The following is a 20,762-nucleotide window of genomic DNA, read 5'->3' on the forward strand; positions in this document are numbered from 1 at the left end:
AGAAGGCGCTATGACATCATCTCTGCCCACCGGGCAAACGTCATTATTGTTACAGATGACACAGCGCCTCGCGCTGTCTGACGCGCATTTTCGTCGGATATGTCAATTAATCTACCAGCGTGCGGGGATCGTACTGGCCGACCACAAGCGGGATATGGTTTATAACCGCCTGGTCCGCCGTTTGCGTACCCTGGGGCTGGATGACTTTGGTCGCTATCTCAGCATGCTGGAAGCTAACCAGAACAGTGCTGAGTGGCAGGCTTTTATTAACTCCCTGACTACCAACCTGACCGCATTTTTTCGCGAAGGGCATCATTTTCCGGTGCTGTCAGATCATGCTCGTCGGCGCAGCGGTGAATACCGCGTCTGGAGCGCGGCGGCATCAACCGGAGAAGAACCCTACAGCATTGCGATTACGCTTGCCGATACCTTAGGTATGGCACCGGGCCGCTGGCGTGTTTTTGCCAGCGACATTGATACCGAAGTGCTGGAAAAGGCCAGAAACGGCATTTACCGCCTCGATGAGCTAAAGACGCTGTCACCCCAGCAGTTGCAGCGTTATTTCATGCGCGGCACCGGGCCGCATGAAGGGTTGGTACGCGTTCGGCAGGAACTGGCAGGTCATGTTGAATTTTCCAGCGTCAATTTACTGGATAAGCAGTACAACGTGCCAGGCCCTTTTGATGCCATATTTTGCCGTAACGTGATGATCTATTTCGATAAAACGACGCAGCAGGACATTTTGCACCGTTTTGTTCCACTTCTTAAACCTGACGGACTGCTGTTTGCAGGTCATTCAGAAAACTTTAGCAACCTTGTGCGCGAGTTTAGCCTGCGTGGACAGACCGTGTATGCGCATGCGCCAGGTAAGGATAAAGCATGAGTAAAATCAGGGTGTTGTCGGTAGATGATTCTGCATTGATGCGTCAAATCATGACCGAAATTATTAACAGCCACAGTGATATGGAAATGGTGGCGACGGCGCCGGATCCGTTGGTCGCCCGGGATTTAATCAAAAAATACAATCCCGACGTCCTGACGCTGGACGTGGAAATGCCGCGCATGGACGGCCTCGATTTCCTTGAGAAGTTGATGCGCCTGCGTCCGATGCCGGTGGTTATGGTTTCTTCACTGACCGGTAAAGGTTCTGAGGTCACGCTGCGGGCCCTGGAACTGGGGGCGATTGACTTTGTCACCAAGCCTCAGTTGGGGATCCGCGAAGGCATGCTGGCGTATAGCGAGATGATTGCGGAGAAAATCCGCACCGCATCGCGGGCAAAACTGGCCGCCCACAAACCCTTGGCGGCACCGACGACCTTGAAAACGGGGCCATTACTCAGTTCAGAAAAACTGCTGGTCATCGGCGCCTCAACCGGAGGAACAGAGGCAATTCGCCATGTACTCCAGCCATTGCCGCTTTCAAGTCCCGGTATTCTTATTACCCAGCATATGCCGCCAGGATTTACCCGTTCGTTCGCCGAACGTCTGAACAAACTGTGTCAGATTACCGTGAAAGAGGCAGAGGACGGAGAGCGCGTTCTCCCTGGGCATGCGTATATCGCGCCTGGCGACAAGCATATGGAGCTGGCGCGCAGCGGCGCGAACTATCAAATCAAAATTCATGACGGTCCGCCGGTTAACCGGCACCGGCCCTCAGTGGATGTGCTGTTTCATTCGGTGGCGAAACATGCGGGGCGTAATGCCGTTGGGGTGATCCTGACCGGTATGGGCAACGATGGCGCAGCCGGAATGTTAGCGATGAACCAGGCGGGTGCCTGGACCATTGCGCAAAACGAAGCAAGTTGTGTGGTGTTCGGCATGCCGCGCGAGGCCATCAATATGGGTGGCGTAAGCGAAGTGGTCGATCTTAGCCAGGTGAGCCAGCAAATGCTGGTGAAAATTAGTGCCGGACAGGCAATACGTATTTGAATCAGGAGTTTATTTTTATGGCGGATAAAGAGCTTAAGTTTTTGGTTGTGGATGACTTTTCCACCATGCGTCGCATCGTGCGTAACCTGCTTAAAGAGCTGGGATTCAACAATGTTGAAGAGGCTGAAGATGGCGTGGATGCGCTGAACAAGCTGCAGGCAGGGGGATTCGGTTTTGTTATTTCTGACTGGAACATGCCGAACATGGATGGACTGGAACTGCTGAAAACCATCCGTGCAGATGGTGGGATGGCTTCTCTGCCGGTGCTGATGGTCACGGCGGAAGCGAAAAAAGAGAACATCATTGCGGCGGCACAGGCAGGTGCCAGTGGCTATGTCGTGAAACCGTTCACGGCGGCGACGCTGGAAGAAAAACTGAATAAAATCTTTGAGAAACTGGGCATGTGAGGGTGTGATGATGATGCAACCACAAATTAAACCTGCTGACGAACACTCTGCAGGGGACATCATCGCGCGCATCGGCAGTTTGACCCGAATGCTGCGCGACAGCCTGCGTGAACTGGGGCTGGATCAGGCCATTGCCGAAGCGGCAGAAGCAATTCCCGATGCCCGCGATCGTCTCGATTACGTTGTACAGATGACCGCTCAGGCGGCAGAGCGCGCGCTGAACAGCGTCGAAGCTTCGCAGCCGCACCAGGACGCGATGGAAAAAGGGGCCAAAGACCTGACCAAACGCTGGGATGAATGGTTCGAAAATCCGATCGAACTGTCAGACGCTCGTGAACTGGTCACCGATACCCGTCAGTTCCTTGGTGATGTGCCCGGACATACCAGCTTTACCAATGCCCAGTTGCTGGACATCATGATGGCGCAGGATTTCCAGGATCTCACCGGACAGGTCATCAAGCGCATGATGGATGTTATCCAGGAAATTGAACGTCAACTGTTGATGGTTCTGTTGGAAAACATTCCGGAACAGGGCGCTCGTCCTAAACGTGAAAACGAAAGCTTGCTGAACGGCCCGCAGGTTGACGCCTCGAAAGCTGGCGTAGTGGCAAGCCAGGATCAGGTTGACGACCTGCTGGATAGCCTCGGGTTCTGATGAGTATTTGCCGGATGTGAGGCGTGGGCCTCTCATCCGGCTTACGCGCAATTCTGCTTAAAGCCATAAATCCCGTCTTTTTTACCGCTTACTCTTCCCATTGCTGGATAGCTGTTCTGGCATCATTCTCGCCTATATCTCTATCCAGGGTCTGATGCGTGGCAGAAGAAAGCGACGACGACAAAACAGAAGCCCCCACACCCCACCGACTTGAAAAAGCGCGGGAAGAAGGGCAGATCCCCCGATCCAAAGAGCTAACCTCACTACTTATTTTGCTGGTGGGCGTGTGTATTATCTGGATTGGCGGGGAGTCGCTTGCCCGCAGACTGGCCGGTATGCTGTCGGCCGGATTACGTTTTGACCACAGTATGGTCAACGATCCAAACCTGATCCTCAGCCAAATCATCCTGCTGATTAAAGACGCGATGATTGCGCTGTTGCCGTTGATTACCGGCGTCGTTCTGGTGGCATTAATCTCCCCGGTGATGCTTGGCGGCTTGATTTTCAGCGGTAAATCCCTGCAACCCAAATTCTCTAAGCTGAATCCGTTGCCGGGCATTAAGCGCATGTTTTCCGCGCAAACCGGCGCAGAACTGCTCAAAGCGATACTGAAGTCGACGTTAGTGGGCAGCGTGGCCGGGTTTTATCTCTGGCACAAGTGGCCAGAAATGATGCGGCTGATGGCGGAATCTCCGATTGCGGCAATGGGTAACGCCCTGGATTTGGTCGGCATGTGCGCGTTGTTAGTGGTACTTGGCGTCATTCCGATGGTGGGATTCGACGTTTTTTTCCAGATTTACAGCCATCTGAAAAAGCTGCGCATGTCGCGCCAGGATATCCGTGATGAATTTAAGCAAAGCGAAGGTGACCCGCACGTTAAGGGCAAAATTCGTCAAATGCAGCGCGCGGCCGCTCAGCGTCGCATGATGGCGGATGTACCAAAAGCAGACGTTATTGTCACTAACCCTACGCACTACTCAGTGGCGTTGAAGTATGACGAGAACAAAATGAGTGCGCCGAAAGTTGTCGCTAAGGGGGCCGGGCTGGTTGCGCTGCGCATTCGTGAAATTGGCGCAGAGCACCGTGTCCCTACGTTAGAAGCGCCACCACTGGCGCGTGCGCTCTATCGCCATGCTGAAATTGGTCAGCAAATACCGGGTCAATTATATGCCGCCGTTGCCGAAGTGCTGGCATGGGTATGGCAGCTAAAACGCTGGCGTCTGGCTGGCGGCAAACGTCCACCACAACCTGAAAACCTTCCGGTGCCTGAAGCACTGGATTTCATGAACGAGAAGAATACTGATGGCTAATCTGGTCGCGATGCTGCGTCTGCCCAGCAACCTGAAATCCACGCAATGGCAAATCCTTGCCGGACCGATCCTCATCCTGCTGATCCTGTCGATGATGGTGCTGCCGCTGCCGGCTTTCGTCCTCGATTTGCTGTTCACATTTAACATTGCGCTGTCGATCATGGTGCTGCTGGTGGCGATGTTCACCCAGCGTACGCTGGAATTTGCCGCATTCCCGACGATTTTGCTGTTTACCACATTATTACGCCTGGCGCTGAACGTCGCATCGACCCGTATCATTTTGATGGAAGGACACACCGGCGCGGCGGCGGCGGGGAAGGTGGTTGAAGCTTTTGGTCACTTCCTGGTGGGCGGTAACTTTGCGATCGGCATCGTGGTCTTCGTGATTCTCGTCATCATTAACTTTATGGTAATCACCAAAGGTGCAGGGCGTATCGCCGAGGTTGGCGCGCGCTTCGTGCTGGATGGTATGCCCGGCAAGCAGATGGCGATTGATGCGGATTTGAATGCCGGTCTGATTGGCGAAGATGAAGCTAAAAAACGACGCTCGGAAGTGACCCAGGAAGCGGATTTTTACGGCTCAATGGACGGTGCGAGTAAATTCGTCCGTGGAGACGCCATTGCCGGTATTTTGATCATGGTGATCAACGTAGTCGGCGGTCTGTTAGTTGGGGTGTTGCAGCATGGTATGAGCATGGGCAGCGCTGCGGAAAGTTATACCCTGCTGACCATCGGTGACGGGTTGGTGGCACAAATTCCTGCGCTGGTTATCTCTACCGCGGCGGGCGTTATCGTGACCCGCGTGAGTACCGACCAGGACGTAGGCGAACAGATGGTGACCCAACTGTTCAGCAATCCTAGTGTCATGTTGCTCAGTGCGGCGGTACTTGGACTTTTGGGCCTGGTTCCGGGCATGCCGAACCTGGTGTTTCTGATGTTTACTGCCGCATTGCTGGGCCTGGCCTGGTGGATGCGCGGTCGTGAGCAAAAAGCGCCAGATGAACCGCAGCCGGTGAAAATGCCGGAAAACAACTCCGTGGTGGAAGCCACGTGGAACGACGTGCAGTTGGAAGATTCGCTGGGAATGGAGGTAGGTTATCGCCTGATCCCAATGGTGGACTTTCAGCAGGATGGCGAGTTACTGGGGCGAATTCGCAGTATTCGTAAGAAATTTGCTCAGGATATGGGCTTCCTGCCGCCGGTGGTACACATCCGTGACAATATGGATCTGCAGCCGGCCCGCTATCGAATTTTGATGAAAGGGGTAGAAATTGGCAGCGGTGACGCCTATCCGGGACGCTGGCTAGCCATTAACCCGGGTACTGCTGCCGGGTCGCTGCCGGGCGAGAAAACGGTCGATCCGGCTTTCGGACTGGACGCTATCTGGATTGAAAGCGCATTGAAAGAACAGGCGCAGATTCAGGGCTTTACGGTGGTTGAAGCCAGTACTGTTGTTGCTACGCATCTAAATCACCTGATTGGCCAGTTCGCCGCTGAGCTGTTTGGCCGTCAGGAAGCGCAGCAGTTACTGGATCGAGTGTCGCAGGAAATGCCAAAGCTGACGGAAGATCTGGTGCCGGGCGTTGTGACGCTCACCACGCTGCATAAAGTGCTGCAGAACTTACTGGACGAGAAAGTACCGATTCGTGATATGCGCACTATTCTTGAAACGCTGGCGGAACATGCGCCGCTGCAAAACGATCCGCATGAGCTTACCGCGGTCGTCCGTGTTGCGTTGGGACGCGCCATCACTCAGCAGTGGTTCCCGGGGAATGAAGAGGTTCAGGTTATCGGTCTTGATACTCCGCTCGAGCGTTTGCTGCTGCAAGCGCTGCAGGGGGGGGGAGGCCTGGAGCCTGGGCTTGCAGACCGCCTGTTGGCCCAAACACAGGAAGCGCTGTCCCGGCAGGAAATGTTGGGCGCGCCGCCTGTCTTGCTGGTTAATCACGCGTTGCGTCCGCTGCTGGCGCGGTTTTTACGTCGCAGCATCCCGCAGTTGGTTGTGTTATCGAACATGGAGCTTTCCGATAACCGCCATATCCGCATGACGGCGACCATTGGAGGTAAATAATGCGCAAGTTACTGTGGTTGTTGTTTTTTCCTCTGGTGGCGCAGGCCGCCGGAGAAGGGGCCTGGCAGGCAAGCGGTATGGGGATCACCTTAAATTACCGTGGCCAGTCAGCCTCGTCTGCGCCTTTGGTTCCTGGCCAGCCGGTCTCAGGCTTAATGACGCTGGTAGTCTGGCGCTATGAGCTGAATGGCCCCACGCCCGCAGGTCTGCGGGTGCGTTTATGTTCTCAGTCCCGTTGTGTCGAGCTGGACGGGCAAAGTGGGACCACCAACGGGTTCAATAATGTTCCGGCCATTGAACCGATGCATTTTGTCTGGGAAGTCCCCGGCGGTGGTCGCCTGATCCCCGCGTTACGCATTCAGAGCAATCAGGTGATTGTGAACTACCGTTAACACCCTCCGTCATTCAGACCAGCAGTTAAAACTGCTGGTTGTTTCAACATTTCAGTCTCTCATTCAATTAAATAGAAACGCAGTTTTATAAAATAAGTGACGTACGTTGCCGGACTCTTTGTATTGTTGCCATTTCACGAATCCTTCTGGCAGAAATAGAAAGGTTTCACTTCCTGTTTGCTTTTACTGTGCCTCTATAAGGATGCCCATTGTCAAAGCGAGGATTGCGGGGCCTCCCAAATACAGCTGCTGCACCGCAACAGGGGCAGGTCACAGCATTGAATCCGACATTGACAGAGGTTAAGTAAATGATTGTTTACCCGGTTAAACATAGCCCGTTGTTGCGCCAGCCAGAACATTTTATTGCCAGGGATGAATTAAAAGTGCTGATCAAAAAGGTGACGCATAACCTGGTCAATATTCATGACGAAACTGGTGAGTTCTTGCTGCGTCTGGACGATGGACGCGTAATTGATACCAAAGGCTGGGCGGGATGGGAGTGGACGCACGGCGTCGGCTTGTACGGGATGTATCAGTACTATCTGCAAACCGGCGATGAAACGATACGCGATATCATCGATAGCTGGTTTGCCGATCGCTTTGCTGAAGGTGCAACCACTAAAAACGTTAACACCATGGCGCCATTTTTAACGTTGGCGTATCGCTATGAAGAGACGCGTAATCCAGCGTATCTACCGTGGCTCGACAGCTGGGCTGAGTGGGCAATGCATGAGATGCCGCGTACCGAGTTCGGCGGTATGCAACACATTACGCTGGCGGAAGAAAACCACCAGCAGATGTGGGATGACACGCTGATGATGACGGTTTTACCGCTGGCGAAGATTGGCAAGTTACTCAATCGCCCTGACTACATCGAAGAGGCAACGTATCAGTTCCTGCTGCACGTGCAAAACCTGATGGATAAAGACACGGGGCTGTGGTTCCACGGCTGGAGCTATGAAGGAAATCATAACTTTGCCAATGCCCGCTGGGCGCGTGGCAACAGTTGGTTAACTATCGTGATCCCGGACTTTCTCGAATTACTTGATTTACCAGAAAACAATGCCGTTCACCGCTATCTGGTACAGGTCCTGAACGCACAAATCGCGGCGCTGGCGAAATGCCAGGATGAAAGTGGGTTGTGGCATACCTTGCTGGACGACCCGCAGTCGTATCTGGAAGCATCGGCAACTGCCGGATTTGCTTATGGGATCCTCAAAGCTGTACGTAAACGCTATGTTGGGCAAGAGTATACGCTGGTGGCCGAAAAAGCCATTCGTGGCATTGTGCAGCATATTTCACCGGAAGGTGAACTGCTGCACACCTCGTTTGGTACCGGGATGGGACACAATCTCGATTTCTACCGCAACATCCCTCGGACTTCTATGCCTTACGGACAAGCGATGGCGATGCTGTGTCTTACCGAATACTTGCGTAAGTATTTTTGATATCGGTATTTGATGGCGCTACCGCTATCGGACCTGATGGTTGAGTCGTCACTGTTTGTACCGTGTTGTCCTGCGGGGCAAAGAGATGATCCATGATTTGACGCATAACCGGCGCGGCGGTGACACCATCGCTGCCGCCGTTTTCCAGAATTAACGCCACCGCGACCTCCGGGTTCTTATAGGGCGCAAATGCGGTATAGAACACGTGGTCGCGCAAGCGGACAGGGATCATCTTCGCATTGTAGGTCTGATTTTCTTTCAAGCTAAAGACCTGCGAGGTGCCGCTTTTCGCCGCAATGCCGTAAGGTGCGGTGTGAAAGAACTTATAACCTGTACCATTTGGTTCATTCGCCATGCCGAACATCGCCTGACGCACCAGTTCCCAGTAGGGTGACGAGGCTGAGGCGATTTGTGACGGTGCTTCTGGAGCCTGATACGGCGTGAGGGTTTTGCCATTTTCTTCATCGAGTAGCAGGTGAGGGACGATAACCTTGCCGTTGTTAATCAGTGCGACCATGGCTTTTACCATCTGGATAGGAGTGGCAATCCAGTAGCCCTGGCCGATGCCAACTGAGATAGTATCCCCCTGATACCAGGCTTTTTTATGCACTTTTTGCTTCCATTCACGGCTCGGGAGCAGGCCGTTATACTCCTCATCAAGATCGATGCCGGTCGGTTTACCGTAACCAAACTGGCTGAGCATGCTGTTAATCCGGTCGATCCCCATCATATACGCCACCTGATAGAAGAATGTATCGGCAGACTCTTCTATCGCTTTGGTGACATCCAGCATACCGTGGCCCGTTTTTTTCCAGTCACGGTAATGTCGCTCGGTGCCGGGTAGCGTCCAGGTAGGAGCACCGAAGAAACTGGTCTGCGGCGTGATCACACCGTTTAGTAATGCTGACATCGCCATATACGGTTTGACCGTTGAAGCGGGGGGGTACAATCCCTGTGTGACGCGGTTGATTAATGGCAGGTCTTTATCCTGGAGTAGCTTGTTATAGTCCTGATAGCTAATGCCTTTGACAAACGGATTAGGGTCATAGCTGGGGTTTGAGACCATCGCCAGTACAGAACCGTCGTGTGGATCTTCAACTAAAACGGCGGCACGCTGGCCAGCCAACAAGCTCTCAATATATTGCTGTAAATGTAAATCCAGCGTTAAATGGATATTTTTTCCGGCAACGGGCGGCACATCTTTGAGCAGGCGTACGATGCGTCCGTGGTTATCTACTTCCACCTCCTGATAACCGGTCTTTCCATGCAGTTCATTTTCGTAATAGCGCTCAATACCTTGCTTACCGATATTGTGATCGGCGGCGTAGTTCTCAGCCTGACCCTTTTGATCCAGAGCTTTCAGGTCGTTGTCATTGATTTTTGAAACATAGCCAAGGACATGTGCCAGCGCCGCGCCATAGGGATACTGGCGGTCTTCGTAGCTATTGATGTTTACGCCGCTAAAATGAAACTGGTTTACCGAGAAACGGGCGATTTCCACATCGGTAAGCGCATTTTTTAGCACGACCGGACGATAGCGGCTGCTGGCTTTTAGCTCATGGCGAAACTGATCAATATCATCAGGAGTGAGGTCAACGATGGGCGTGAGCTGCTGGATTAACGCATTCATATCGCTGATTTTATAAGGCGTAACGGAAATATCGTACCAGGTGACGTTGCGCACCAGCGGGATGCCGTTGCGATCGTAAATCATGCCACGCGTGGGGGCGACGGGTAGCATTTTGATGTCGTTTGCATTCGACCGGGTGGTGTAATACTGGTGCTGACAGATTTGTAAGTTATACAGATTGTAAATCAGGATGCCAAAACAGATGACCACCAGGCCAAAGGCCACCAATACACGCCGCTGAAAGAGTTTTTCTTCCGCCTCAAAATCTCTGAATGTCATTGACCCGTACCCGATTAATTCGCCGCCTAATGATACGGAGGCTTAAACGGGATGACAGGCAAAAAATGTTCCATATCTCTAGGGAAATGTGTCATTCCTTGTGGGCTGTTACAAATTACAGTGAACGTAGCCGCTTCTCGTAGGCCTGATTGCGCTGCCATGAGAACGGGTCAGGGAAAATAAAAAAGCCCGCGACATAGCGCGGGCTTTCACATTACTTGAGGTAATTACATACGTTCTACGGTTTCGATACCCAGTGTATCCAGACCCAGCTTCAGGGTTTTCGCCGTCAGTTGTGCCAGTTTCAGTCGGCTGTTACGAACCTCTTCGTTTTCAGCGCTGAGGATAGGGCAGTGCTCGTAGAAGCCAGAGAACAGACCGGCAACGTCGTACAGGTAAGCACACATCACGTGCGGTGTACCTTCACGTGCAACAACGGTCAGCGTTTCTTCAAACTGCAGCAAACGCGCAGCCAGCTGAGCCTCGCGATCTTCGTTGATAATCACCTGCGCATTTGCCAGCGCGCTTTCGTCGATATCCGCTTTACGGAATACGGACAGTACGCGGGTGTAAGCATACTGCATGTACGGCGCGGTATTGCCTTCGAACGCCAGCATGTTGTCCCAGTCGAAGATATAGTCGGTGGTACGGTTTTTGGACAGATCCGCGTATTTCACCGCGCCGATACCGACCGCATTTGCCAGCTTTTCCAGCTCATCGGCAGGCATGTCCGGGTTCTTCTCCGCGACCAGGCGACGTGCGCGCTCCAGCGCTTCATCCAGCAGATCGGCCAGTTTAACCGTGCCGCCAGCGCGGGTTTTGAATGGTTTACCGTCTTTGCCCAGCATCATACCGAACATGTGGTGTTCCAGCGGCACCGAATCCGGCACATAACCAGCTTTACGTACGATGGTCCAGGCCTGCATTAAGTGCTGATGCTGACGAGAGTCGATGTAATACAGTACGCGATCGGCATGCAGGGTTTCGTAACGATACTTGGCACAGGCGATGTCGGTTGTGGTGTAGAGATAGCCGCCATCTTTCTTCTGAATGATAACGCCCATCGGTTCGCCTTCCTTGTTTTTATACTCATCAAGGAATACGACGGTAGCGCCTTCGCTTTCAACAGCCAGGCCTTTGGCTTTGAGATCGGCCACGATGCCAGGCAGCATCGGGTTGTAAAGGCTCTCGCCCATGACGTCGTCACGGGTCAGGGTAACGTTGAGGCGATCGTAGGTTAACTGGTTCTGCGACATGGTAATGTCGACCAGTTTACGCCACATCTCGCGGAAGTATTCGTCGCCGCCTTGCAGCTTCACGACATAACTACGGGCGCGTTCCGCGAAGGCTTCATCTTCGTCGTAATGTTTTTTCGCGTCACGGTAGAAACCTTCCAGGTCAGCCAGCGCCATCTCTCCGGCATTTTCCTGCTGCTGTTTTTCCAGCCATGCGATGAGCATACCGAACTGAGTACCCCAGTCGCCGACGTGGTTGGCGCGGATAACCTTGTGACCAAGGAATTCCAGCGTACGCACCGCCGCGTCACCGATGATGGTGGAACGCAGGTGACCAACGTGCATCTCTTTCGCTACGTTAGGCGCGGAGTAGTCAACCACAACGGTTTGTTTAGCCGGTTGGGTGACGCCCAGACGATCGGAAGCCAGCGCCTGCTGAACGTGCTGCGCCAGAAATGCCGGGTCGAGAAAAATGTTGATAAAGCCCGGGCCTGCAATTTCAACTTTGCTGGCAATCCCGTTGAGATCCAGATGAGTCAGCACCTGCTCAGCCAGTTGTCGCGGCGCCATACCCAGTTTTTTAGCGACAGCCATCATGCCGTTAGCTTGATAGTCGCCGAACTGTACTTTTGCTGACTGACGAACCTGTGGTTCGCAATCTGCAGGCGCGCCTGCAGCAATCATGGCCTGACTGACTTTTTCTGAGAGAAGAGCCTGAATATTCACCGGAATACCTTACATTTATGAAGCGGTCTAAAATTCACCGCACCAGTTTAAGAATTAAGGGCGGGAGTATACTGCAAATGCCCGTTGCCGTCAGCATTGTGTGTACCGCCAGTAGCCTGAAATATAAACCATGCAATGGCGTAAATTTATCCATGACGTGTTCGGAGAAAACAGCGGTTGGATGGCGCAGCGCAACAGAGTAAATTAGCGACTTTGAACATGGATATGAGCTTTTAATATGGCGAACTGGCAAACCGTTGCAGAACTACAGGATATTTCTGCAGATTTACCGCATTTCACGCAGGCATTAACGGAACTTTCTACCCGTCTTGGGCTGGATATCACAGGTCTGGAAGCCGATCACATTTCCTTGCGTTGCCATCAAAATACCACTGCAGAACGCTGGCGTCGTGGGTTTGAACAGTGCGGTGAATTGTTGTCAGAAAACATCATTAACGGCAGACCTATTTGTCTTTTTAAACTGTATGAGCCGGTTTGTGTGCAACATTGGCAATTTTCCATCGTCGAACTGCCGTGGCCGGGCGAAAAACGTTACCCACATGAAGGCTGGGAACATATTGAAATTGTTCTGCCGGGTGAGGCACAAACGCTGAATGCGCGAGCGCTGGCGCTGCTTTCCGATCACGGTCTGAGTCAACCTGGTATATTTGTGAAAACCAGCTCGCCAAAAGGAGAACGTGAACGTTTACCGAATCCGACGCTGGCGGTTAGCGATGGTAGCGTGACGATAAAATTCCACCCGTGGTCGATTGAAACCATTGTGGCAAGCGAGCGTCAGGAGTGAGCATGACTATACTGGAAATCTGCTGTTACAGCATGGAGTGCGCGCGCACGGCGCAGCAAAACGGCGCGGATCGTATTGAGCTTTGCTCGGCACCCAAAGAAGGGGGCTTAACGCCTTCACTGGGCGTCTTGCGTTCTGTTCGCCAGCACATTTCGATTCCCGTCAATCCCATTATTCGTCCACGTGGAGGCGACTTTTGTTACACCGAAGGTGAATTCGCTGCAATGCTGGATGATATAGCGATGGTCAGAGAACTGGGGTTCTCAGGGCTGGTGACCGGCATTTTAGATGCGAATGGCGATGTCGATATGCCGCGCATGGAGAAAATAATGATCGCCGCCGGTTCACTGCAAGTCACTTTTCATCGTGCCTTTGATATGTGTGCTAACCCACTCAATACGCTTAAAAAATTAGCTGATTTGGGCATCGCCAGAGTACTCACCTCCGGGCAAAAATCAGATGCGGCGCAAGGTTTAACAAAAATAATGGAACTTATTGCGCAGCCTGGTGCTCCAATCATTATGGCCGGAGCGGGGGTTCGCGCCTCGAATTTGTCCCTGTTCCTTGATGCTGGGGTGCAGGAAGTCCACAGTTCTGCCGGAGTATGGCTGGCTTCACCAATGCGTTATCGCAATTCGGGGTTGTCGATGTCTTCGGATGCGCAGGCGGATGAGTATTCTCGCTATGCGGTAGACGGGGCGGCGGTTGCTGAAATGAAAGCAATCATTGCACACCATCAGGCCAACTGATTTTACCGTTGCATCATGTCGCCCAATATGATGCTTGCTCGTACCAGGCCCCTGCAATTTCAACAGGGGCCTTTTTTTCTCCTTCTCCTGCATATTTCGGTCTGCAACTGTGTTGGCTTTCCTCGCTCACCCCGGTCACGTAGTTATCTACGCTCCCAGGGATTTGCTGCGTCGCCGCCTTGTTGCAAACCGAACTATTTTGGAGAAATGGTGCTATACGTAATAGTCATTTGACAAAAATGACTACGGTTTACGCGCAATCAATACCGCACGCAGTGGGGCGGGGTAGCCTTCCACCGTCTTGCTGTGGTCGTTCGGGTCAAGGAAGTCGGCCAGCGATTCGGTAATCATCCATTCGGTGCGGCGCTGTTCTTCGGTAGTGGTCACACATACGTCGGCAATGCGCACATCAACAAACCCGCATTTTTCCAGCCAGTTTTTTAGCGCCAGTGCAGACGGGATAAAGTAAACGTTACGCATCTGGGCGTAGCGATCGCCCGGCACCAGCACGGTATTTTCATCGCCTTCGACGACCAGCGTTTCCAGTACCAGTTCGCCATCTTTAACCAACTGATCCTTTAACTGCCACAGGTGTTCCAGCGGCGAGCGGCGGTGATAAAGCACGCCCATGGAGAATACGGTATCAAAGGCGTTGAGCGCCGGAAGCTGTTCAATACCCAGCGGCAGCAGATGCGCGCGCTGGTCATTGCCCAGCAGTTTACGCACCGCCTCAAACTGGCACAGGAACAGTTGGGTCGGGTCGATACCGACCGCCAGATGTGCGCCCGCGCCAATCATGCGCCACATGTGATAGCCACTGCCGCAGCCGACATCAAGAATGGTACGTCCGGTGAGATCAGACAAGTGCGGCAGGACGCGATCCCACTTCCAGTCGGAACGCCATTCGGTATCGATGTTGACGCCGTACAGCGAGTACGGTCCTTTACGCCATGGCATCAGGTTACGCATCAGGGTGTCTATGCGTTTAAGCTGACCTTCGCTGAGCGGCTCTTTGCTTTCTGCGGTAACGCTATGCAGTAAGTCCAGACGATGCGGCGTTAGCTCGGGCAGAAACTCGACGGCGTTTGACCATTGTTTAAAAAGACCGTGCTGATCGCGCTGCCAGGCAGCGATTTGCGCCGGAAGTGTTTCCAGCCAATGGGACAGATGATTTTTGGCAATCAACTGATAAAAGTTACCAAAATCGATCATGCGCTAACCTCAGCTTTCAACGCCACCAGAGAGCCAAAGTTGAAGCACTGGAACCACAATTCGCTGTGCTCAAAGCCGGCCTGATGCAGTCGCGCTTTATGCGTTTCGACCGAGTCGGTGAGCATCACGTTCTCCAGCATGCTGCGCTTCTGGCTGATTTCCAGTTCGCTATAGCCATTGGCTCGTTTGAAGTCGTGGTGCATGTTGAACAGCAACTCGCCTACGTTCGCGTCTTCGAAGCTGAATTTTTCAGATAGCACCAACGCGCCACCGGGATTCAGCCCCTGATAAATCTTATCCAACAACGCCTGGCGCTCGGGTGGCTCAAGGAATTGCAGGGTAAAATTCAGCACCACCATCGAGGCATTTTCGATAGTAATGTTGCGAATATCGCCTTCGACAACCTCAACCGGAGTCGGTGCTTTATAAGCGTCGATGTGACGACGGCAGCGCTCAACCATCGCCGGGGAGTTATCGACAGCAATAATTTTGCAATTCTCGTGATGAATATTGCGACGCACCGAGAGCGTCGCCGCGCCCAGAGAACAGCCCAGATCGTAGACCTGCGTGTTGGGTTGTACGAAACGTTCGGCCAGCATGCCAATCATAGAAATAATATTGGAATAGCCAGGAACGGAACGCTGGATCATATCCGGGAAGACTTCAGCTACCCGTTCATCAAAGGTCCAGTCACCCAGACTGGCGATAGGCGCAGAAAAAAGCGTGTCGCGGTGAGACATAACGTAAAAATCCGGGAAAAATAAAGTGGCGTATTGTGCGCTAATGCAGGGAGAAAACCAACTCCCAGGGCATATACCAAAGATTCGCCAGCACCATTAGCAACAGCGAACACCAGGTTGCGCTCATGCCTGAACGGCGCCAGCGGAAAAGCCGGTGGTGGAATCCGTAATAATGCATCAGTCGTCCGGCAATCAACATCAGCCCGCAAAGATGCACCATCCACGTCTCTGCGCCGTTCATTTCCATAAATAACAGCAGCACTAACGCGACGGGAATATATTCCACCGCGTTACCGTGAATGCGGATAGCGCTTTGCAGTTCGCTAAAACCTCCATCGCCATAGGCAACGCGATATTGCATGCGCAGGCGAACAACGTCAAAGGAGAACTTTATTAACAATAACGCACCCAATACGGCATAAAGCGCGCTTACCATACAAACTCCCTTTTAAAATGGCTGATGGCCTTGACTATGATAGGTGGCATTTTCAGAAAAGAGAAGATTGCTGTGGAATAGACGGCGCTGATCCGATCTGTGGCAGAGCATTGCGTAAATCTGCCCATAGCGTATCAACAAGCTCCGGGGCCTGCGCGATGTCCGGCGTATGCAAAAACAGATACGGCGTCGTGGTGTGATGCCATAGCGACAGCTTGGTCAGCCAGACGGCAAAAAGCGCGCTGTTTTGTGCCATATCATCGCTACCGATAAAGCGTACCATCGGATGGTTTGCCGTCACCACCGCATGCACCGGAACCTTCGGTTTCTTGCGCTGGGCGTCACGTATCGCTTCGGTATGTGGGATTGCGGCATGTACCGGGCGGCTGTCCAGAATCACCCGGTTTACTTCACGCTCGTGTAACCCGCGATTAAATAGCTGTTCGGCTTCGCCTTTGGCAAAGAAGTCTGGATGGCGAACTTCCACACCGTAGGTAAAACATTTGGGGAGCGCATCGAGAAACTGCCACAGGGCAGGCAGGTCGCGTGGGCTAAAAGTCGCGGGTAATTGCAGCCAGTATTGTCCAATGCGCGACTCCAGCGGCGACATGCGCGTAAAAAATTCTTGTACCAGGTCATCACAATTACGCAGCGCGGCCTTATGCGAAATGGTCGCCGGAAACTTAAAACAAAATCGAAACGTATCGGTGGTCTGTGCCTGCCAGCGCGCAACAATCTCGGCTTTTGGCAGTGCGTACAGCGTGGTGTTGCCCTCCACGCAGTTAAAGTGGCGGGCATACTCTTCAAGGCTTGTGATCCCCAAACGCACCCATTTTGGATGCGACCACTGGGGTAAACCGATATAGATCATAGCGCTTGCAAAATCTCCTCCACGCTGCGAACGCGCGCAATGCGGGGGAAAATGTGAGTCATGCTACCCTGGTGTTGCTCAGCACTGGCGGCGCTACAGGCATCCTCTGCAATGATAAGACTGAAACCCAGCTCCCACGCATTTCGCGCCGTCGACTCAACGCCAATGTTCGTAGAGATGCCGCACAGGACGATGGTATCGATACCCCGGCGACGCAGCTGTAATTCCAGATCGGTGCCATAGAAGGCTCCCCACTGGCGTTTGGTTACTTCGAGATCGCTGGTGCATTTACCCAGAGCAGCCGGGTAATTCCACCAGTTTTCGGGCAACGCTTTTGCTGGAGTCTGAGCATCTACTGGTTGTTTCAGCGCTTCGGCGTAATCGTCAGACCACCCGACGCGCACCATTACCACCGGGGAACCGTGGGTACGGAATTTTTCCGCCAACTGCGCGGTGCGGGCAACCACAGCGTGTGCCGTATGAGGTCCGCCAGCGAAAGGCAGGATCCCTTCCTGTAAGTCAATCACGACAAGGGCAGTTGTTTTTGCGTTCAGTTCCAGCATGTTCACTCCAGTAAAAAATAGAATTCCGTTACACCTTAAGCGCGAATCAGTGTGAAAGGGGCGACAATTTTTGTTATTTTTTGTGAGATTACGCAATGCCCGTCCAGGAAACAGGCGTACAGTCAGTACCGGACTAAGAGTCTATCCCAGTAGGCTCTTATCGTGCGGCAGAATTTCCAGTATAATAGCCGCCTTTTTTCATTCAGTTGTGACATTCAGCTAAAGCTGCGACTTCGTCATCTGCGAGACAGGTGACAATCCGCCTGCGGCAAAGTTAAGGGATATCTCATGCGTACAGAATATTGCGGACAGCTACGTCTGTCCCACGAGGGGCAGCAGGTGACTCTGTGTGGTTGGGTCAACCGTCGTCGTGATCTTGGTAGCCTGATCTTTATCGATATGCGCGACCGCGAAGGTATCGTGCAGGTATTTTTCGATCCGGACCGTGCGGACGCGTTAAAGCTGGCCTCCGAACTGCGTAATGAGTTCTGCATCCAGGTTACGGGCACCGTGCGTGCGCGTGACGCGAAAAACGTCAACGCCGAGATGGCGACGGGCGAAATTGAAGTGCTGGCCTCCGATCTGACCATCATCAACCGTTCAGACTCGCTGCCGTTGGACTCTAACCACGTCAACACCGAAGAAGCGCGACTGAAGTATCGCTATTTAGATCTGCGTCGCCCTGAAATGGCGCAGCGCCTGAAAACGCGTGCCAAAATTACCAGTCTGGTGCGTCGTTTTATGGACGACCACGGCTTCCTCGACATCGAAACACCGATGCTGACCAAAGCGACGCCGGAAGGCGCGCGCGATTACCTGGTACCTTCTCGCGTACATAAAGGTAAATTCTACGCGCTGCCGCAATCACCTCAGTTGTTTAAACAGCTGCTGATGATGTCTGGCTTTGACCGCTACTATCAGATCGTAAAATGCTTCCGTGATGAAGACTTACGTGCTGACCGTCAGCCTGAATTTACCCAGATCGACGTTGAGACTTCCTTCATGACCGCACCGCAGGTGCGTGAAGTGATGGAAGCGCTGGTGCGTAATCTGTGGCTGGAAGTTAAAGGGGTGGATCTGGGTGATTTCCCGATCATGACTTTTGCCGAAGCTGAGCGTCGTTACGGTTCCGATAAACCAGACCTGCGTAACCCGATGGAGCTGGTTGACGTTGCCGATCTGGTGAAAGACGTTGAGTTCGCAGTGTTCTCTGGTCCGGCAAACGATGCGAAAGGCCGCGTAGCTGCTCTGCGTGTACCGGGTGGTGCCGCACTGAGCCGTAAGCAAATTGACGATTACGGTAACTTTATTAAGATTTACGGCGCGAAAGGTCTGGCTTACATCAAAGTCACCGAGCGTGCGAAAGGTCTGGAAGGTATCACCAGCCCGGTTGCTAAGTTCCTGAACGCAGAAATCGTGGAAGCGATTCTGGCGCGTACCGGTGCGCAAGACGGCGACATGATTTTCTTCGGTGCCGACAACAAGAAAGTGGTTGCCGACGCGATGGGCGCGCTGCGTCTGAAACTGGGTAAAGACCTGAACATTACCGACGAAGCCAAATGGGCGCCGCTGTGGGTTATCGACTTCCCAATGTTTGAAGACGATGGTGAAGGCGGACTGACCGCAATGCACCACCCGTTCACCGCGCCGAAAGATATGACAGCTGCTGAGCTGAAAGCTGCGCCGGAAGACGCGGTTGCTAACGCATACGATATGGTTATCAACGGCTACGAAGTGGGCGGCGGTTCTGTGCGTATTCACAACGGCGACATGCAGCAGACCGTATTCGGTATTCTGGGCATTAACGAGCAAGAGCAGCGTGAGAAATTCGGCTTCCTGCTGGATGCGCTAAAATATGGTACACCACCGCATGCGGGCCTGGCGTTTGGTCTGGACCGTCTGACTATGCTGCTGACCGGTACTGACAACATTCGTGACGTTATTGCTTTCCCAAAAACCACTGCTGCAGCGTGTCTGATGACTGAAGCGCCGAGCTTTGCCAACGAAGCTGCGCTGGCGGAACTGAGCATTCAGGTTGTTAAGAAGGCCGAGAATAACTGATATGACATACAAACAGCCTGTCTCGGTGTTAGTCGTGATTTATGCAAAGGACACCGGGAGAGTGCTGATGTTACAGCGACGCGACGATCCTGATTTCTGGCAGTCGGTCACCGGCAGCCTTGAAGAGGGTGAAACCGCGTCGCAAGCCGCTATGCGCGAAGTAAAGGAAGAGGTCGCCATTGATGTTGCATCTGAGCAACTGACCTTAATTGACTGTCAGCGCACGGTGGAGTTTGAGATTTTTAGCCATTTACGTCATCGCTATGCACCGGGAATTGAACGAAATACTGAATCCTGGTTTTGCCTGGCACTTCCCTCAGAACGAGAGATCGTGTTCACCGAACATCTGACCTATCGTTGGGTTAATGCGGTTGAAGCCGCCCAATTAACCAAGTCGTGGAGTAACCGGCAGGCGATTGAAGAGTTTGTAATTAACGTCGCCTGAAAAGGCGCGCTTTTTGGAGATATTATTTATGGCAGGTCATAGTAAATGGGCCAACACCAGACACCGTAAAGCAGCGCAGGATGCTAAACGCGGTAAAATTTTCACCAAAATAATTCGTGAGCTGGTGACGGCGGCAAAACTCGGCGGCGGCGATCCGGACGCTAACCCGCGTCTGCGTGCAGCGGTTGATAAAGCGCTGGCTAACAACATGACCCGTGACACCCTGAACCGTGCAATCGCGCGCGGTGTGGGTGGTGATGAAGATACCAACATGGAAACCATCATCTATGAAGGTTATGGTCCTGGCGGTACAGCCGTTATGATTGAATGTCTGTCTGACAACCGTAACCGTACTGTTGCGGAAGTGCGTCACGCGTTCACGAAAACGGGCGGCAACCTCGGTACCGACGGTTCCGTGGCTTACCTGTTCAGCAAAAAAGGCGTGATCTCCTTTGAACAAGGGGACGAAGACGCCATCATGGAAGCGGCGCTGGAAGCAGGTGCTGAAGACGTGGTGACCTTCGACGACGGCGCAATTGACGTTTACACCGCGTGGGAAGAGATGGGTAAAGTGCGTGACGCGCTGGAAGCGGCGGGTCTGAAAGCGGACGCGGCTGAAGTGTCTATGATTCCATCCACCAAAGCAGATATGGATGCAGAAACAGCGCCGAAGTTGTTGCGTCTGATCGATATGCTGGAAGACTGCGACGACGTGCAGGAAGTTTACCATAACGGCGAGATCTCTGATGAGGTTGCAGCTACCTTAGAATGAGGTGGCTGTACCACAACCTGACAGGA

Annotated in this window: 20 protein-coding genes; 13 read left to right on the plus strand and 7 right to left on the minus strand. The window is 52.9% G+C overall.

The features are described 5' to 3' along the window. The first annotated feature begins 10 nt into the window (after positions 1 to 10). The 8 genes from cheR (at position 11) to bglB (ending at position 8,212) form a co-directional block, all read left to right on the plus strand. Positions 11 to 883, plus strand: a complete 873-nt coding sequence (gene cheR / locus OGV71_RS15650; protein ID WP_003034649.1) for a protein-glutamate O-methyltransferase CheR — start codon at positions 11 to 13, stop codon at positions 881 to 883. After that, positions 880 to 1,929: a protein-glutamate methylesterase/protein-glutamine glutaminase gene (locus OGV71_RS15655; protein WP_003034651.1), complete on the plus strand. Its 1,050-nt coding sequence runs from the start codon at positions 880 to 882 to the stop codon at positions 1,927 to 1,929. Before cheR ends, OGV71_RS15655 begins: the two co-directional genes overlap by 4 nt. A 17-nt stretch (positions 1,930 to 1,946) precedes the next feature. Continuing rightward, positions 1,947 to 2,336: a chemotaxis response regulator CheY gene (gene cheY, locus OGV71_RS15660; RefSeq protein ID WP_003034656.1), complete on the plus strand. Its 390-nt coding sequence runs from the start codon at positions 1,947 to 1,949 to the stop codon at positions 2,334 to 2,336. 10 nt (positions 2,337 to 2,346) lie between these two features. Then, positions 2,347 to 2,991 (plus strand): protein phosphatase CheZ, encoded by a 645-nt coding sequence (cheZ, locus tag OGV71_RS15665; protein ID WP_003034659.1) that lies wholly within the window; start codon positions 2,347 to 2,349, stop codon positions 2,989 to 2,991. A gap of 158 nt (positions 2,992 to 3,149) precedes the next feature. Beyond that, entirely contained in the window at positions 3,150 to 4,301 is a 1,152-nt protein-coding gene (gene flhB, locus OGV71_RS15670; RefSeq protein ID WP_257651100.1) for a flagellar biosynthesis protein FlhB, read from the plus strand. Further along, positions 4,294 to 6,372 (plus strand): flagellar biosynthesis protein FlhA, encoded by a 2,079-nt coding sequence (flhA, locus tag OGV71_RS15675; protein WP_003034666.1) that lies wholly within the window; start codon positions 4,294 to 4,296, stop codon positions 6,370 to 6,372. The genes flhB and flhA overlap by 8 nt, the downstream gene beginning before the upstream one ends. Continuing rightward, positions 6,372 to 6,764, plus strand: a complete 393-nt coding sequence (gene flhE / locus OGV71_RS15680; RefSeq protein ID WP_286533597.1) for a flagellar protein FlhE — start codon at positions 6,372 to 6,374, stop codon at positions 6,762 to 6,764. The genes flhA and flhE overlap by 1 nt, the downstream gene beginning before the upstream one ends. 308 nt (positions 6,765 to 7,072) lie before the next feature. Continuing rightward, positions 7,073 to 8,212, plus strand: coding sequence for a beta-galactosidase BglB (bglB, locus tag OGV71_RS15685; RefSeq protein ID WP_086504028.1), 1,140 nt, complete (start codon positions 7,073 to 7,075; stop codon positions 8,210 to 8,212). On the opposite strand, the gene mrdA2 is transcribed toward bglB, so the two are convergent. Both mrdA2 and argS read right to left on the minus strand, forming a co-directional pair. Next, positions 8,184 to 10,121, minus strand: a complete 1,938-nt coding sequence (mrdA2, locus tag OGV71_RS15690; protein ID WP_286533599.1) for a peptidoglycan DD-transpeptidase MrdA2 — start codon at positions 10,119 to 10,121, stop codon at positions 8,184 to 8,186. The two genes, bglB and mrdA2, sit on opposite strands and share 29 nt — an antisense overlap. A 227-nt stretch (positions 10,122 to 10,348) precedes the next feature. After that, positions 10,349 to 12,082 carry an arginine--tRNA ligase gene (gene argS / locus OGV71_RS15695; RefSeq protein ID WP_071696444.1) on the minus strand — a complete coding sequence of 578 codons (1,734 nt, stop codon included), beginning with the start codon at positions 12,080 to 12,082 and terminating at the stop codon, positions 10,349 to 10,351. Between the two features lie 238 nt (positions 12,083 to 12,320). Between argS and OGV71_RS15700 the strand changes: the two genes are divergently transcribed. Together OGV71_RS15700 and cutC are read left to right on the plus strand one after the other, a co-directional pair. Continuing rightward, positions 12,321 to 12,887: a VOC family protein gene (locus OGV71_RS15700; protein ID WP_071684724.1), complete on the plus strand. Its 567-nt coding sequence runs from the start codon at positions 12,321 to 12,323 to the stop codon at positions 12,885 to 12,887. A gap of 2 nt (positions 12,888 to 12,889) precedes the next feature. Next, the gene (cutC, locus tag OGV71_RS15705) at positions 12,890 to 13,636 is read left to right on the plus strand and encodes a copper homeostasis protein CutC (protein WP_061548580.1); all 747 of its coding nucleotides are present in this window, start codon (positions 12,890 to 12,892) and stop codon (positions 13,634 to 13,636) included. Positions 13,637 to 13,879: 243 nt separating this feature from the next. Here cutC and cmoB read toward each other — a convergent pair whose 3' ends face one another. The 5 genes from cmoB to OGV71_RS15730 are packed head-to-tail and all read right to left on the minus strand — an operon-like array spanning position 13,880 to position 17,458. Then, on the minus strand, positions 13,880 to 14,848 hold the full coding sequence (cmoB, locus tag OGV71_RS15710) for a tRNA 5-methoxyuridine(34)/uridine 5-oxyacetic acid(34) synthase CmoB (protein WP_003839177.1): 969 nt from the start codon (positions 14,846 to 14,848) through the stop codon (positions 13,880 to 13,882). Next, complete coding sequence (gene cmoA, locus OGV71_RS15715; RefSeq protein ID WP_003034686.1) at positions 14,845 to 15,588, minus strand: carboxy-S-adenosyl-L-methionine synthase CmoA; 744 nt, start codon at positions 15,586 to 15,588, stop codon at positions 14,845 to 14,847. Before cmoA ends, cmoB begins: the two co-directional genes overlap by 4 nt. Positions 15,589 to 15,628: 40 nt before the next feature. After that, positions 15,629 to 16,024, minus strand: coding sequence for an MAPEG family protein (locus OGV71_RS15720; protein WP_003034689.1), 396 nt, complete (start codon positions 16,022 to 16,024; stop codon positions 15,629 to 15,631). 52 nt (positions 16,025 to 16,076) lie between these two features. Beyond that, a complete protein-coding gene (locus tag OGV71_RS15725; protein WP_286533602.1) occupies positions 16,077 to 16,895 on the minus strand; it encodes a DUF72 domain-containing protein in 819 nt (272 codons plus the stop codon). Beyond that, positions 16,892 to 17,458 (minus strand): hydrolase, encoded by a 567-nt coding sequence (locus OGV71_RS15730; protein WP_044700301.1) that lies wholly within the window; start codon positions 17,456 to 17,458, stop codon positions 16,892 to 16,894. The genes OGV71_RS15725 and OGV71_RS15730 overlap by 4 nt, the downstream gene beginning before the upstream one ends. 288 nt (positions 17,459 to 17,746) lie before the next feature. On the opposite strand from OGV71_RS15730, the gene aspS reads away from it, so the two are divergent. From aspS to OGV71_RS15745, 3 genes are read left to right on the plus strand one after another with little or no spacing between them, the layout of a single operon-like run. Next, positions 17,747 to 19,519 (plus strand): aspartate--tRNA ligase, encoded by a 1,773-nt coding sequence (aspS, locus tag OGV71_RS15735; RefSeq protein ID WP_003034862.1) that lies wholly within the window; start codon positions 17,747 to 17,749, stop codon positions 19,517 to 19,519. Between the two features lies 1 nt (position 19,520). Beyond that, the gene (nudB, locus tag OGV71_RS15740) at positions 19,521 to 19,964 is read left to right on the plus strand and encodes a dihydroneopterin triphosphate diphosphatase (protein ID WP_003034863.1); all 444 of its coding nucleotides are present in this window, start codon (positions 19,521 to 19,523) and stop codon (positions 19,962 to 19,964) included. 28 nt (positions 19,965 to 19,992) lie between these two features. After that, positions 19,993 to 20,736 (plus strand): YebC/PmpR family DNA-binding transcriptional regulator, encoded by a 744-nt coding sequence (locus OGV71_RS15745; RefSeq protein WP_286533604.1) that lies wholly within the window; start codon positions 19,993 to 19,995, stop codon positions 20,734 to 20,736. Positions 20,737 to 20,762: the final 26 nt, after the last annotated feature.

It is taken from the genome of Citrobacter sp. Cf088 (assembly GCF_030334295.1).
GTDB lineage: Bacteria > Pseudomonadota > Gammaproteobacteria > Enterobacterales > Enterobacteriaceae > Citrobacter > Citrobacter freundii.